The 14,290-nt window shown below is 59.6% G+C and carries 12 protein-coding genes; 5 read left to right on the plus strand and 7 right to left on the minus strand.

Annotated elements, in window-relative coordinates; genetic code table 11:
• Window positions 1–2 precede the first annotated feature (2 nt).
• A complete protein-coding gene (gene phoB, locus EPG66_RS07370) occupies window positions 3–692 on the minus strand; it encodes a phosphate response regulator transcription factor PhoB (protein ID WP_003852491.1) in 690 nt (229 codons plus the stop codon).
• 197 nt (window positions 693–889) lie between these two features.
• On the opposite strand from phoB, the gene sbcD reads away from it, so the two are divergent.
• Together sbcD and EPG66_RS07380 are read left to right on the plus strand one after the other, a co-directional pair.
• Complete coding sequence (sbcD, locus tag EPG66_RS07375; protein ID WP_182686353.1) at window positions 890–2,089, plus strand: exonuclease subunit SbcD; 1,200 nt, start codon at window positions 890–892, stop codon at window positions 2,087–2,089.
• Window positions 2,086–5,760, plus strand: a complete 3,675-nt coding sequence (locus EPG66_RS07380) for an AAA family ATPase (protein WP_182686355.1) — start codon at window positions 2,086–2,088, stop codon at window positions 5,758–5,760. Before sbcD ends, EPG66_RS07380 begins: the two co-directional genes overlap by 4 nt.
• A 29-nt stretch (window positions 5,761–5,789) precedes the next feature.
• Here the strand turns inward: EPG66_RS07380 and EPG66_RS07385 are convergent, their stop codons facing one another.
• Genes EPG66_RS07385 through EPG66_RS07395 form a run of 3 tightly spaced genes read right to left on the minus strand, consistent with a single transcriptional unit; the run spans window position 5,790 to window position 7,488 of the window.
• Window positions 5,790–6,443: a DUF799 domain-containing protein gene (locus tag EPG66_RS07385; RefSeq protein ID WP_080760121.1), complete on the minus strand. Its 654-nt coding sequence runs from the start codon at window positions 6,441–6,443 to the stop codon at window positions 5,790–5,792.
• Window positions 6,440–6,799: a DUF4810 domain-containing protein gene (locus EPG66_RS07390; RefSeq protein ID WP_031593976.1), complete on the minus strand. Its 360-nt coding sequence runs from the start codon at window positions 6,797–6,799 to the stop codon at window positions 6,440–6,442. Before EPG66_RS07390 ends, EPG66_RS07385 begins: the two co-directional genes overlap by 4 nt.
• Window positions 6,800–6,810: 11 nt before the next feature.
• Complete coding sequence (locus EPG66_RS07395; RefSeq protein WP_033756751.1) at window positions 6,811–7,488, minus strand: CsgG/HfaB family protein; 678 nt, start codon at window positions 7,486–7,488, stop codon at window positions 6,811–6,813.
• A gap of 315 nt (window positions 7,489–7,803) precedes the next feature.
• Here EPG66_RS07395 and EPG66_RS22975 point away from each other — a divergent pair, with 315 nt between their 5' ends.
• Window positions 7,804–8,034 (plus strand): cell envelope integrity TolA C-terminal domain-containing protein, encoded by a 231-nt coding sequence (locus EPG66_RS22975; protein WP_230873576.1) that lies wholly within the window; start codon window positions 7,804–7,806, stop codon window positions 8,032–8,034.
• Here the strand turns inward: EPG66_RS22975 and qhpR are convergent.
• Both qhpR and EPG66_RS07410 read right to left on the minus strand, forming a co-directional pair.
• Window positions 8,031–9,098, minus strand: coding sequence for an AraC-like transcriptional regulator QhpR (gene qhpR / locus EPG66_RS07405; protein WP_182686357.1), 1,068 nt, complete (start codon window positions 9,096–9,098; stop codon window positions 8,031–8,033). The genes EPG66_RS22975 and qhpR overlap by 4 nt on opposite strands.
• Before the next feature lie 162 nt (window positions 9,099–9,260).
• Window positions 9,261–10,265: a phosphotransferase enzyme family protein gene (locus EPG66_RS07410; RefSeq protein ID WP_039388258.1), complete on the minus strand. Its 1,005-nt coding sequence runs from the start codon at window positions 10,263–10,265 to the stop codon at window positions 9,261–9,263.
• A gap of 249 nt (window positions 10,266–10,514) precedes the next feature.
• On the opposite strand from EPG66_RS07410, the gene eat reads away from it, so the two are divergent.
• Window positions 10,515–11,879 (plus strand): ethanolamine permease, encoded by a 1,365-nt coding sequence (gene eat / locus EPG66_RS07415; RefSeq protein ID WP_182686359.1) that lies wholly within the window; start codon window positions 10,515–10,517, stop codon window positions 11,877–11,879.
• 86 nt (window positions 11,880–11,965) lie between these two features.
• Here eat and mak read toward each other — a convergent pair whose 3' ends face one another.
• Window positions 11,966–12,877 (minus strand): fructokinase, encoded by a 912-nt coding sequence (gene mak / locus EPG66_RS07420; RefSeq protein WP_031593982.1) that lies wholly within the window; start codon window positions 12,875–12,877, stop codon window positions 11,966–11,968.
• 146 nt (window positions 12,878–13,023) lie between these two features.
• On the opposite strand from mak, the gene rdgC reads away from it, so the two are divergent.
• Complete coding sequence (gene rdgC, locus EPG66_RS07425) at window positions 13,024–13,935, plus strand: recombination-associated protein RdgC (protein WP_060679557.1); 912 nt, start codon at window positions 13,024–13,026, stop codon at window positions 13,933–13,935.
• Window positions 13,936–14,290 lie beyond the last annotated feature (355 nt).

The raw sequence follows: 14,290 nt of genomic DNA on the forward strand, positions 1-14,290 counted from the left end.
GTTTAGTAGCGGGCAGAGAAACGATACCCTGTTCCGCGAACGGTTTGTACCATGCGATCGTGGCCGGACACTTCCAGCGCTTTACGTAAACGGCGGATGTGAACATCGACAGTACGATCTTCCACATACACATTGGTGCCCCAGACGTGGTTCAGCAACTGTTCGCGGCTGTAAACGCGTTCCGGGTGGGTCATAAAGAAGTGCAGCAGCTTATATTCGGTGGGACCCATCTCCAGCGGCGTGGTTTCGGACATCACGCGATGTGAGGAGGGATCCAGACTCAGCCCCTGCATCTCAATCACCTCTTCCACGGCCATCGGCGAAATACGGCGCATCACCGCTTTGATTCTCGCCATCAGCTCTTTAGGTGAAAAGGGCTTGGTAATGTAATCATCGGCACCCACTTCCAGGCCGCGCACCCGATCCTCCTCTTCGCCGCGCGCGGTGAGCATCATCACCGGGATATCGCGGGTCATCGCCTCGCGTTTCAGGTGCTTGATAAACTGAATACCGCTGCCACCGGGTAACATCCAGTCCAGCAAAATCAGATCGGGCCAGGGTTCAATCAGCTTGCCAACGGCGCTGTCATAATCTTCCGCCTCGATTGGCTGATAGTCGTTCTGCTCCAGAACAAAACACAACATTTCACGGATGGGGGCTTCATCCTCCACAACCAAAATGCGCTTAGCCATTATTACTCCTGCTGATTATGACGGATGTCACTGAGATTCGCGGCGCCATTATGCGTCAGATTTGTGACACTTTTATGAAAAACATAACCTGCCTGTAACCTCACTGGTAATCATTTATGACAGCACAGCGACAATTTTTTGCTTTGGGCGCAGAGCCAGTATAATCGCCGGGCGAATCACAACGGCAGGGACTCATCATGCGCATCATTCATACTGCGGACTGGCATCTGGGGCAGTTCTTCTACAACAAAAGTCGGGCAGCCGAACATCAGGCGTTTCTCGACTGGCTGTTGATCCAGATTGAACAGCATCAGGTGGATGCGTTGATCATCGCAGGCGATCTGTTTGATACCGGTACACCGCCCAGCTACGCCCGCGAGATGTTCAACCGCTTTGTGGTGGCGCTGCAGCCCAGCGGCTGTCAGCTGATTGTGCTGGCGGGCAACCACGATTCCGTTGCTACGCTGAATGAGTCGCGTGAGCTGCTCGCCTGCCTCAATACCCGGGTGATCGCCACCCCGCAGGAGAAGGATGATGTGCTGCTGCTCAACACCCGCCAGGGAGAGCCGGGCGCGCTGCTGTGTGCGATTCCCTATCTGCGGCCGCGCGATATTCTGCGCAGCCGGGCGGGTCAGTCGGGACGCGACAAGCAGACCTCGCTGCTGGAAGCGATCGCCCACCACTATCAGCAGCGTTTCACTGCCGCCCAGGCGCTGGGCCATGCACTGCCGATTATCGCCACCGGCCATCTCACCACCGTCGGCGTCAGCCAGAGCGATTCGGTGCGCGACATCTATATCGGCACGCTGGATTCCTTCCCGGCCAGCGCGTTTCCCGCAGCTGACTATATCGCACTGGGGCATATTCATCGCGCCCAGCGCGTCGCGGGCAGCGAACATATCCGCTACAGCGGCTCGCCAATTCCGCTGAGCTTTGATGAGCTGGGCACAGAAAAAAGCGTCTTCCTGCTGGAGCTCACCACCAGCGGCCTGCAATCAGTCACGCCGCTGGTGGTGCCACAGGCGCAGCCGATGCAGGTGCTGAAAGGATCGCTGGCGCAGATTGCAGAGCAGTTAAACGCCTTCAGCACGGCAGAGCAGGAGAAGCCGACCTGGCTCGACATCGAAGTCACCACCCAGGAGTACCTCAGCGATCTGCAGCGTCAGGTAGAAACCCTGACCGCCACGCTGCCGGTCGAAGTCCTGTTGCTCCGCCGCAGCCGTGAACAGCGGCAACAGAGCCTGGCGCGGCTCGACAACGAAACCCTGAGTGAGCTGAAGGTGGAGGAGGTCTTTGCCCGCCGGCTGGCGCTGGATGAGGAGCTGCAACCGGCGCAAATCGCCGAGATGACCACCCTGTTCCGCCAGACGCTGGCCGCCATGGAAGAGACCCAATGAAAATCCTCACGCTACGGTTCAAAAACCTCAATGCCCTGCGCGGTGAATGGTTCATCGACTTCCGCGCCGAACCTTTTGCCAGCAACGGCCTGTTCGCCATTACCGGTGCCACCGGCGCCGGTAAAACCACCCTGCTGGATGCCATCTGCCTGGCGCTCTATCACCAGACGCCGCGCCTGGGCGCGATTTCCCAGAGCCAGAATGCGCTGATGACTCGCGACTGCGCCGAATGTCTGGCCGAGGTGGAGTTTGAGATCAAAGGAGAAGCCTGGCGCGCCTTCTGGAGCCAGAACCGCGCGCGCGGCACTGCCGACGGCAAGCTACAGGCACCGCGCGTTGAGCTGGCACGCTGCGCCGACAACATCATTGTTGCCGACAAAGTCGGTGACAAGCTGAAGCTGATCGAAACCCTCTCCGGGCTCGATTTCGAAAGGTTTACCCGCTCGATGATGCTGTCACAGGGCCAGTTCGCCGCCTTTCTCAACGCCAAAGCCAGTGAGCGCGCGGAACTGCTTGAGGAGCTGACCGGCACCGAAATTTACGGTCTGATTTCCGCCGCCATCTACGAGCGCCACAAAGAGGCAAAAACCCAGCTGGATCTGCTGCGCAGCCAGGCGGGAGCGATGGCGCTGCTGGATAGCGACGCACGCGACGCGCTGCAACAGCAGCTCACCGAGCTGACCGATGCGGAACAGCGGCTCAGCGTGCACTATCAGCAGGCGCAGCAACAGCAGCAGTGGCAACAGCAGGCGCAGCAGTTACAGCAGGAAAATGCGCAGGCTGACATCGCGCTGCAGCAGGCCCAGGCCGCATCCCAGGCGGCAGAAGCCGATCGTCAGCGGCTGGCACGCAGCGAACCGGCTGAAAAGCTGCGGGTAAAACTGCAGCAGCGCGACGCGTTACGTACCGAACAGCAGCAGGTCGTGAGCCGCTGTCAGCAACTCACGGCGGCACAGCAGCAGGCGCAGAGCCAACAGCAACAGCATCAGCAGCACTACGCGGCCACCCAGCGTGCCCGCCAGCAGGCGCTGCAGGAACAGCAGCAGCAGGAGAGCCTGCTGACAGAACAGGTGCTGCCGCTGGATCAGCGGATCAGCACACTGCAGCAGCAGCTTGCGGAGCAGCAGCAGGAAAATGCCCGGCAGCAGCAGCATGCCGACCAGACACAGGCCAGCCTGGCAGAGCAGAAGCGCCAGGTTGATACATGGCAGCAGGCGATTGCTGAACAGCATCAGTTACGCCAGCAGCTTGCCGATCTCGCCCAATGGGGCGCTTCGCTGCCGGTGTGGCAGGAGAATTTTGCCCTGCTGGCGCAGCGTGAAGCGACCCTGGCCGGACTGGCGCAACAGCGCGAGCAGCAGCAGAGACAGATCTCCACCCAGCAGGCGGAACAGCAGCAGCAGGCAGAACAGGCGCTGCCGCGCCAGCAGGCGGAGCAACAGGCCCGCCAGGCGCTGTCGCAGGCGGAGCAAGTACTAACTTCGCTACAGGAACAGCATCCGCCTGCCGCACTGCGTCAGGCATTAAGCCAGTTGCAGAACAGCCGTCCGGCTCGTCAGCAACTGCTGCTGCTTTCAACCCAGTGGCAGCCGCTGCATCAGCAGCTGGGCCAGCGCCAGCAGCGGCTGGCTACGCTTGCAAAAGCGCATCAGCAGAGTGAAGCCGAACTCCAGGCGCTGCGCGAGACGTGGAAACGCGAAAAACAGCAGCTGGATGATGTCGAAAAAATCTGCGCGCTGGAGCAGCAGATTGTCGATCTCAGTGATTACCGCGCCCGGCTCGCCGCCGATCAGCCCTGTCCGCTGTGCGGCTCCTGCACGCATCCCGCCGTTGAGGCCTACAGCACGCTGGAAGTAAGTGCTAACCAGCAGCGCCGGGCTGCACTGCAGCAACAAACCGAGGCATTGCGCGAAGCGGGCACGGCAAAAAGCGAACAGCTGAAACAGTCAGCCGTGCAGCAGCAGACCCTGCGCGATGAAATCGCGGAGATGCAGCAACAGCTCGATCGGCTTGAGCAGCAATGGCAGGCGCTGAGCAGTGAGCTGGCACTTACCTTCCCGCTCGCCGATCGGGATGCCTTAGCCGCGTGGGAGCAGCAGCAAAGCGAACGTGAAAGCCAGCTTGAGCAGCAGCGACAGGCGCAGGAAGCCGCCGAACAGGCGCGTCAGGCCGCAAAGGATTACCATCTTCAGCAGTCGCAGGCCTGGCAGCAGCATTTGCAGGCTGAACAGCTGGCGCAGCAGTCTCTGTCCAGCCTGCAGCAGGCGCTGGATGCGCTGCAACAGCGTCAGCAGCAGGAACAGCAGGCCACGGCGCAATTGCAGAGTCGTCTGGAGCAGCAGTTCAGTGCGCACAACCTTGCCCTGCCCGACGCTGCCCATCGCGATGCGTGGCTGACAGAGCAGCAGCGGCGCTGGGAGCGCTGGCAGGAAAGTGAGCGGTTGCTCGCTAACCTGCAACCGCAGCTGTTAAAGGGGGAAACCCAGCTCACTGCCCTGCAACAGCAGGCAGAACTGGAGCAGCAGCAGCTCACTACCCGTCAGCAGCAACAAAACCAGAGCCAGACGCAGCTCAGCGAGATGCGCCGTGCCCGTCTGGCGCTGTTTGGTGATCGCGAGGTCACCCTCGCCCGTCAGCAGATGCAGGCCCGCGTTCAGCAGGCTGATGAACAACTGGCACAGCAGCTCACGGCCCTGCAACAGGCGCAGGCCGAGGTCAGTCGCCTGCAGGGTGAGCTTTCTGGGCTGGAAAATCAGCGACAGACTCTCAACAGCAGACTGGCAGAGGCGGAAAGCGCGCTGCAGCAGGCACTGGAGAGTGCCGGATTCGCGGATGAAGCCAGCCTGCGCGCGGCGCTGCTGGATGAGCAAACCGCTCTGCAACTGCGTCAGCAGCTGCAGCAACTTGATCAGCAATGCCAGCAGCAGCAGGCGCGACTGGCAGATCTGCGTCAGCGGCTCAGCGCCCATCAGCAGGCGAAACCCGCTGCGATGCCGGAATCCGCCGAGGCGCTGGCGCAGCAGCTGGAGCAGTTACGGCTGGCACTGCGCGACAACGCCAGCCAGCAGGGTCAGATTCAGCAGCAGCTGCAGAGCGATGCCAGCCTTCGTGTGCGCCAGCAAAGCCTGATGACACAGATTGAACAGGATAGTGTGACGCTGGCGCAGTGGAGCCTGCTCAACGATCTGATTGGCTCCGCCAGCGGCGATAAATTCCGGCGCTTCGCCCAGGGCTTAACGCTGGATCACCTGGTGGCCCTGGCTAACCGTCAGCTCGATCGGCTGCATGGCCGCTATCTGCTGCAGCGACGGGCGCAGGATCTGCTGGAGCTGGATGTGGTCGATACCTGGCAGGCCGATGCGGCGCGCGATACCCGCACGCTCTCCGGTGGTGAGAGCTTCCTGGTGAGTCTGGCGCTGGCGCTGGCGTTATCGGATCTGGTCAGCCACAAAACGCGCATCGAATCGCTGTTTCTGGATGAGGGATTTGGCACGCTGGATGCGCAGACGCTCGACACCGCGCTGGATGCCCTCGATGCACTCAACGCCAGCGGCAAAACCATTGGGGTCATCAGCCATGTTGAAGCGATGAAGGAGCGCATTCCGGTTCAGATTAAAGTACGCAAGATGAATGGGCTGGGTTACAGCCAGCTGGAACTGCCTCAGGGATAACGGGCGCCAGAGCGCCCGTCTGAGTCTGATCAGCGGGCGCTGACGAGCTTGTAGCGAGGGCCGGTGAGTAACCCGCCCTGCTCGTTCTGTGCCAGCAGACGATTGCTGGTCAGTCCGGCCACGGTGTGCGCTTTGTCAGTCACATTGCTGGCAATCTGTTTGATTGCCGCACTGACCAGCATACCGACCAGCCCACCGTTGTTGTTGTTGCCATCTTCACTGTCGCTGGCACTGGCCTTACCCTGCCAGATCTCTTTGCCGCTGCGCAGATCCACCAGCCGTGCTTTGGCCGTCACGGTCGTCACGCTGTCAATGACCCGATAGCTGCTGCCATATTCGCTGATCGAGATATAGAGCGCGCTGTCGGCGTGGAAAATCTCATTCAGACGCTTCGCGCTGACGGCCTGGACGTCACTGGCGCTGGTCAGGCCATTCTGCTGAAAGGTCTCTTCAACCACTGCCACCGGGAAGACGTAGTAACCGGCTTCGGCCAGCGGGCGCGTCACCAGCGAGGTCAGACTGTGAGCGGCATTGATATCCGGCGAGGTGTTATCGGCCGGCAGCACCAGAATCGAGGCGGGCTTGCTGGCACGGAACGCACTGTAGTCATACGGTTTTTTCGTCGCACAACCGGTCAGCAGCAGCATCATCAGCACGCCGCCGAGGGCAATCAGTTTTTTCACCGTACCACTCCTTGTTTTTTACTCATCAGAAAATCCATGTAAGGTGCCGATTCGGGAAACAGCTGCTTCTCGGTGGCAAACTGACCAAAGGCTTTATTGGTATCGCCGGTTTTGGCATAGAGCAGGCCAAGCTGGGCATGCAGACCAGGCGCAACCGGCTGGTTAACGGCACGGGCTTTTTCAATGTCCAGATTCAGCGCATCAATCTGCTTCAGCGGATCGCTGCCCGGCTGATAGTAGCTATAGACCTGCTGCTGATAATCGCCCCAGTAGTAGATCGTTTTCGGCGCTTTTGACGCACAGCCTGCCAGCAACGCCGCTGCAATCAGCAGGCTGCTCAGTGTCATCATCTTCATTTACTGCTTCCTTATTTAGCCGGACGCCATGCGCCGTTGTTGATTCCATCCACTAAATGATCGACCGCTTCGCGAATCGCCAGATCCATCACTTTGCCGTTCAGCGTAGAGTCATAGCTGCTGGTGCCACCAAAGCCGATGACCTCACGTGCGGAGAGCTGATACTCGCCCGCGCCCTGGGTGCTGTAGACCACCTCTGAGGTAGTGACATCCACTACGTTCAGATTCACTTTGGCATAGGCGATCTGCGTTTTGCCGCGGCCCAGAATGCCCCACAGCTGCTGATCGCCCACTTCTTTGCGGCCAAACTCGGTGATATCACCGGTGATGATGAAGTTCGCGCCTTTGATATTCTGCTGGCTGCGTTTGAAGTCCGACTCCTGCTGCAGCTCTTTCAGGTTGCTGCGATCCAGCACGCTGAACCGGTTGGTCTGCTGCAGATGGGTAATAAGAATGGTTTTTGACTGATTGCCCAGCCGATCGACACCATCAGAGAAAATGCCGTTCATATAGGAGGAGCGGTTATCAAACTGACCCACCGCAATCGGGCTGCGCACGCCCTGATAAACCGGCTGGCTGGCCGCGCGAACCTGCGGGGCCTGAATAGCGCGGGAAGATTCGGTGGCGCAGCCGCTGATGAGCGAGGCCGTTAACAGGGAGAGTGCCGCAAAGGCATATTTTTTCTGCATTTCTAATCCATGAAGTGAAAGAGACGTAACCCGCGCAAGGGCGGTAAATTCTGGTTCTGTCGACAGTCGGAGTAATGCCATAGCATTCATGATGCCGGTCTGTAGACTGTCGGCAGCAGACCGGAAGATCTTTAAGGAAAGTTGGCCAGTTAAATGAATTTAATTAATATAACGATGAGAATATTGCCGGGGGTGATTATTGCAATATCGCTCAGCGCCTGTCAGCAACCTGTGACAAAGCAACGGGATAGCGTGGCAAACCTCTGTCAGCCGTCGAAAGATCCTGACAGTCAATCCTGTCACTGGACTTATCAAATGCAGCCAGTACTGAACCGGCAGTTCAGCGATGCGGCGCGTTACGCCGGGCAGCAATGTCTGGTACGAATGGAGTGGCAGGAATACAGCAGACGTTATGCGGTGACCCAGACGCAGGGGGATGAAGCGCTCTGCCTGCGCGCCTGGCAGCTGGTGGCGCAGACCCGTGATCTGCCGCCGCCGCCGGAGCCTGGACAACCGGCGTGGTTCGGCTTTGCGCCGCGCGGTTAGCTGGCCAGACCTTCCTGACGCCACTGGCGCGGACTGATGCCAAACCAGCGACGAAAGGCGCGTGAAAACGCACTGACTTCCGAGTAGCCCAGCAGCAGCGCCATCTCTGAGATCGGCAGCTGCTTCTGCTGCAGATAGTATGTCGCCATTTCGCAGCGCACCTGATCCACCAGCGCGGTAAAGCTGCTGCCCTCTTCACGCAGTCGCCGCTGCAGTGACCAGCTCGACAGTCCGAGCTTATCCGCCACCTCTTCCAGTACCGGCTCACACTGCATCAGCGATAAATTAACCTGCGAACGCGCCTGCTCAATCATGCTCTGCTGTGACGTCACACGGTTAAGCCGTCGGATCGCATCCTGCATCACCATTAACAGGATCGGATCGCTCTCCGGCATGGCGCGCAGCAGATCGCGTTTTGGGATCACCAGTGAATTAAACGGCTGATCGAACCAGACCGGGGCATCAAACACTTTGCAGTGATCGTGCCACTGGCCGGGACGCGGATGTTCAAAGTGGACTTCGCGCGGTGCCCAGTGTCTGCCCGCCACGTGGCGGATCAGATTCATAAACATCCCCAGCGTCAGCTCCGCATCCTGACGGCGCGACAGGATCGCGCCATGTCGCACCTGATAGTCGAGTCGCCAGCACTCTCCCTTATCCACCAGCCGGGTTAAGGTGTCATGCTGATGCCAGGGAAACGCGTTGACCACATTATGCAGCGCCTGTTCCAGCGTGGCGGAGCACAGACCGATGTAGCCGATCAGGCCTAATGACTGCGGTTTAAACTGCCTGCCGTAGTGCAAACCGAAGTTATCAAAACCGGAGTGACGCGCTGCCTCTTCCAGCACCCGACAGTAGTTAACCAGCCCCAGGCTGAGCGTCGGGCTGGCCAGGCGCTCCGGATCGATGCCGCTGATGCCGAAGATGCGATCAACATCACCGCCCTGGGTATGAATAAAGTCGCTTAAGCCAGTCGCCGCCGCTGCCAGCACGCCGTGATTGCCTGCCCCCGCCGCTGCCGAGCAGGCCGCAAACGCATCGGGCTTTATCAGTGTCGGATTCATGGTCGCCTCAGTCAGAATTCAGGTGGATCACCCGTCACTTCTATCCGAGCAATTTCCATACCAGGTCCCTGATGCCCGACGCGCCGCCTGCGGGCAGTCCGGGCGGCGTGCAGGTTGCGCGCTGGGCACTGCGGCGGCGCAGCGACGCCCGCCGCTGGTGCATCAGACGCCGACCGGCAGCTGCTCACCTTCCAGATAGCGGCGGCAGAGGCGGACCGAGTGGCTGGCCCACGCCGATCCCAGGCTGTGCGCCATTTCGGTCTCGGCATGCGATCCCACCCACGCGGTGAGCTGGATACGACGCTGGATCAACAGCGCGGGCAGCATGGCCATCTCCGCATCGCTGATATGCGCCACCTGCTCATAGCCACGGATCCAGTGATCGATCCACTCTGGCGCGCGCGGATGATGCTCAACAAAACTGATCGCCGCCGCCAGATCGTGCAGATACCAGCCGAGCCCGCAGTCATCGAAGTCGATCACCCGTGTTTCGCCCTTGTGCAGCAGCAAATTGGTCAGCCGCAGATCGGCATGGATCAGGCCATAGCGATCCGATCCTTTACCAAACTGCGCCATCGCCGCGCCGACCTGGCTTATCGCCTGCTCTACCACGCCATGATCGGCAGGATTCAGATTCGGCGCATCCTGCCAGCGTCCCCAGTGACTCTCACTGCTGGTCATGGTGTGGTGATCCCAGATGATGCGCTGGAAACCCGCAGGCGGCTGCCACTGTTTACTGTGCTGATGCAGCCGCGCGGTGATCTGGCCGAGCTGCTGAAAGGCGCGGGGATCGACGTCGGTGGTCGGCATCTCTCCGTCGATCCAGTGAAACAGCACCACGTAGCGTTCACCGCCCTCCGGCAGCCGCAGCGTCAGCACGGTTTCGCCCTCTTTGTCCGGCACCGCTTCCGGCACCATAATGCCGGTTTCGCGCAGTGCATCGAGCCACAGCAGTTCGCTGACGATGTCGGCTTTTTGATGATAATCGCCGCGATGCAGTCGCAGCGCATAACGCCGGCCTGCCGCCTGCAGCAGAAACGTGGCGTTCTCTGAGCGGCACAGCAGGCTGAGCTGGCCCTGCAGCGCGGCGGGATAACAGGCCAGCGCCTGCTGCGCCATCAGGGTGAGTTGGGAATCAGTCAGGTTGTCATATTGTTTAGCGCTCATCAGTCCGGCTCCTTGTCACTTGCGTTATCTCAGCATGCGTTGCCAGAAGGTGAGCTGCTTGACTCCGGAAGAGACAAAGTTGACCGCAGCGTGCAGCTGGCCCGGTTGTTGCCCGTGAGTTGACCGTGGAGGACAGAAGTCACTGCGCCCGCGTCAAGTCGTGGCGAGTAATGCAACGGCATTATCCCCTTACTGTAGCGTAATGGCGGTGTAACGCCGCGTGAGACCAACAACGACGGGGATAACAGAATGACAAACAGACTCAAGCCCACTCTGGGCACCCTGCATCTGTGGGGGATTGCGGTTGGCCTGGTTATTTCAGGCGAATATTTTGGCTGGAGTTACGGCTGGGCCGTGGCGGGCACGCTGGGATTTCTGGTTACCACCGCGTTGATCGCCACACTCTATACCTGTTTTATCTTTAGCTTCACCGAACTTACCACCGCGATCCCCCATGCAGGCGGGCCATTTGCCTATAGTCGCCGCGCCTTTGGCGAAACCGGCGGACTGATTGCCGGTCTGGCGACGCTGATTGAGTTTGTCTTTGCGCCACCGGCGATTGCCATGGCGATAGGGGCCTATCTCAACGTGCAGTATCCCGAACTGAACCCGAAAACTGCGGCGGTTGGTGCCTACCTGCTGTTTATGACGCTGAATATTCTCGGCGTAAAACTGGCGGCGATGTTTGAACTGGTTGTGACGGTGCTGGCGGTGATTGAACTGCTGGTGTTTATGGGTGTGGTTTCACCCGGCTTCAGCCTGGCGAACTTCGCCGCGCACGGCTGGGCAGGCAGTGACAGCTTCGGACTGCCCGCCTTCTCCGGCATTTTCGCCGCCATTCCTTTTGCCATCTGGTTTTTCCTTGCCATTGAAGGCGCGGCGATGGCGGCCGAAGAGGCGAAAGATCCGACCCGGACTATTCCCCGCGCCTACATCAGCGGGATTCTGACGCTGGTGGTGCTGGCGATTGGCGTGATGCTGATGGCGGGCGGCGCGGGCGACTGGCGCAAACTCGCCGACATTAACGATCCACTGCCGCAGGCGATGAAAATGATTGTCGGCGAACACTCTAACTGGATGCATATGCTGGTGTGGATCGGACTGTTTGGCCTGATTGCCAGTTTCCACGGCATCATTCTCGGCTATTCACGGCAGTTTTTTGCCCTGGCACGCGCGGGCTATCTGCCACCTGCCCTGGCGAAGCTGTCGCGTTTCCAGACCCCGCATCGGGCGATTATTCTCGGCGGCGTGCTGGGTATCGCGGCGATTTACAGCGATGGCGTGATTAATCTGCAGGGGATGACGCTGACGGCGGCGATGATCACCATGGCGGTGTTTGGCGCGATAGTGATGTACATCATGAGTATGCTGAGCCTGTTTAAACTGCGCCGTAGCGCGCCGGAGATGGTCCGCAGTTTCCGCGCGCCGGGCTATCCGATTGTTCCGGGCATCGCCCTGCTGCTGTCGGTGGTCTGTCTGCTGGCGATGCTGTGGTTTAATCCGGTGATTGGCGCGCTGTTTTTCGCCATCATGCTGGCAGGCTATCTCTACTTCCTCGTCACCAAAGCCCAGCGCGATCGGGCGCCGCAGGACAGTATGCTGGTCGGCGAATAACACCGGCGCGGGTGAGTGCCGTGGGTTAACGATTCAGCGCCAGCGATACCCGGCGCTGAATCGTCAGCGGGAGCGTGCCTGCGGCATCAGCCGTTAAGCGGCCAGAGCCACGCTGCACCGCGAACGCCGCTGGAGTCGCCATGCTGCGCCTTCAGCACCGGCGTTTCACACTCCCCGCCAAATACCCACTTCTTCATCAGCACCGGCACGGTCTGATAGAGACGATCCACATTGCTCATCCCACCACCCAGTACAATGACATCGGGATCGATCAGGTTCACCACCTGCGCCAGCGATTTTGCCAGCCGCAGCTCATAGCGGCTCATCGCCAGTTCGGCGATCGGATCCTGCTGCGCCAGCAGCGAGACGATCTCCGCACCTTTGCGATGCACGCCGCTCAGCCGCTGATAGTCGATACCAAAACCGGTGCCTGAAACAAAGGTCTCTATGCAGCCCTGCTGACCGCAATAACAGGGCACTTCCTGACGGTAGCGCAGCTCATCCTCATCCATCCACGGCAGCGGATTGTGGCCCCACTCACCGGCATTGCCGTTGCCGCCGATACGCGACTCACCGTTGATCGCGACACCGGCGCCCGATCCGGTGCCGATGATCACGGCAAACACCAGCGACTTTCCGGCACCGGCACCGTCGATCGCTTCCGACACCGCCAGGCAGTTGGCGTCGTTGGCGATACGCACTTCCCGGTTCAGCGCCTGCGCCAGATCTTTATCCAGCGGCTGGCCGTTGAGCCAGGTGGAGTTGGCATTTTTTACCCGCTTACTGTAGGGCGAAAGCGTGCCGGGAATACCGAGACCCACCGTGCCGGTTTCGCCGGTTTTCTGCTCCGCCAGCGTGACCAGATCGACAATCGCCTGTACCGTTGCCTGATAGTCATCACGCGGGGTATTCACCCGGTGGCGGAACAGCTCCTCTCCCTTATCCGACAATGCGATCACTTCTGTCTTGGTGCCACCCAGATCTATGCCTATGCGCAAGATTACGTCCTCGTTATTCGTTCAGGTGAGAGATACAGTAAAAGGCGTCTGCCGGAAAGGCAATGAAACCACTCCGATGTTTCGCTATCATGCGCGCTGACTCTCGCAGACTTGTGCGCCCGATCGCGCCACGGTAAGGAATCCCGATGTTGTGGTTTAAAAATATGATGGTTTATCGTCTGAATCGTGACATTCCGCTGTCCGCAGATGAGATGGAAAAGCAGCTCGACGCCTTCACGTTTTCACCGTGTGGCAGTCAGGATATGAGCAAGACCGGCTGGGTCTCGCCGATGGGCAACCGCAGCGATGCGCTGACCCATGAAAACAAAGGCCAGATTGTGATTTGCGCCCGCAAAGAGGAGAAAATCCTGCCTTCGCCGGTGGTGAAACAGGCGCTGGAAGCGAAAATCGACAAGCTGGAATCTGAGCAGAGCCGCAAGCTCAAGAAGACCGAAAAAGATTCGCTGAAAGATGAAGTGCTGCACAGCCTGCTGCCGCGCGCCTTCAGCCGTTTCAGCCAGACCTACCTCTGGATCGACACAGTCAACAACCTCATTATGGTTGACTGTGCCAGCGCAAAAAAAGCGGAAGATACCCTGGCGCTACTGCGTAAAAGCCTGGGCTCACTGCCGGTGGTGCCGCTGACGCTGGAAAGCCCGATTGAACTGACCCTGACCGAATGGGTGCGTTCGGGTGACGTTCCAGCCGGTTTCGCCCTGATGGATGAAGCGGAGCTGAAAGCGCTGCTGGAAGATGGCGGCGTTATCCGCTGCAAGAAACAGGATCTGGTGTGCGATGAGATCGCCAACCACATCGAAGCGGGCAAGCTGGTAACCAAACTGGCGCTCGACTGGCAGGAGCGCATTCAGTTTATGCTGGCCGATGACGGTTCAATCAAACGCCTGAAGTTCAGCGACACGCTGCGCGACCAGAACGACGATATCGACCGCGAAGATTTTGCACAGCGCTTTGATGCGGACTTTATTCTGATGACCAGCGAACTGGCCGCACTGACCAGCAATCTGGTAGAAGCGTTGGGCGGCGAAGCCCAGCGTTAATCAGTCACCGGCAGAATCATCCTGACAAACGATATTCGTCAAAAAAATGGCCGCTTAGCGGTAATGCCCGTCAGTTAAGCGACAGGGGATAACGCAGTCTGGTGACGGGCAGGGGCTGGCGGTCCTCGCGCCGCTGCGCGGTTCCTTCACTTCATTCGCCTGCCTGACGGACCGTCGGGGATGGCACATCCTGTGCCGCCCCGCCTTTCGCCCGCGTCCTGCGGGCTCTCCTGGCAGACTCATTCTGTTCAGCGCTGCGGATTGCCTGCCCCTGCCCGGCCCCAGCCTGCTTTGAAACTTCAGTGTGTATTGTCAGAAAGGGCACGAGAGTGAAGGCCTGAGCGCCTCTGCTGCT

The organism is Pantoea pleuroti, from assembly GCF_014156615.1.
In the GTDB taxonomy this organism is placed as follows: Bacteria; Pseudomonadota; Gammaproteobacteria; order Enterobacterales; family Enterobacteriaceae; genus Pantoea; species Pantoea agglomerans.

Excerpts from the sequence above, each read along its gene's own strand:
- phoB (WP_003852491.1), bottom strand. The coding sequence starts at position 692 with ATGGCTAAGCGCATTTTGGTTGTGGAGGATGAAGCCCCCATCCGTGAA.
- sbcD (WP_182686353.1), top strand. The coding sequence starts at position 890 with ATGCGCATCATTCATACTGCGGACTGGCATCTGGGGCAGTTCTTCTAC.
- EPG66_RS07380 (WP_182686355.1), top strand. The coding sequence starts at position 2,086 with ATGAAAATCCTCACGCTACGGTTCAAAAACCTCAATGCCCTGCGCGGT.
- EPG66_RS07390 (WP_031593976.1), bottom strand. The coding sequence starts at position 6,799 with ATGAAGATGATGACACTGAGCAGCCTGCTGATTGCAGCGGCGTTGCTG.
- EPG66_RS07395 (WP_033756751.1), bottom strand. The coding sequence starts at position 7,488 with ATGCAGAAAAAATATGCCTTTGCGGCACTCTCCCTGTTAACGGCCTCG.
- EPG66_RS22975 (WP_230873576.1), top strand. The coding sequence starts at position 7,804 with ATGCAGCCAGTACTGAACCGGCAGTTCAGCGATGCGGCGCGTTACGCC.
- qhpR (WP_182686357.1), bottom strand. The coding sequence starts at position 9,098 with ATGAATCCGACACTGATAAAGCCCGATGCGTTTGCGGCCTGCTCGGCA.
- EPG66_RS07410 (WP_039388258.1), bottom strand. The coding sequence starts at position 10,265 with ATGAGCGCTAAACAATATGACAACCTGACTGATTCCCAACTCACCCTG.
- eat (WP_182686359.1), top strand. The coding sequence starts at position 10,515 with ATGACAAACAGACTCAAGCCCACTCTGGGCACCCTGCATCTGTGGGGG.
- rdgC (WP_060679557.1), top strand. The coding sequence starts at position 13,024 with ATGTTGTGGTTTAAAAATATGATGGTTTATCGTCTGAATCGTGACATT.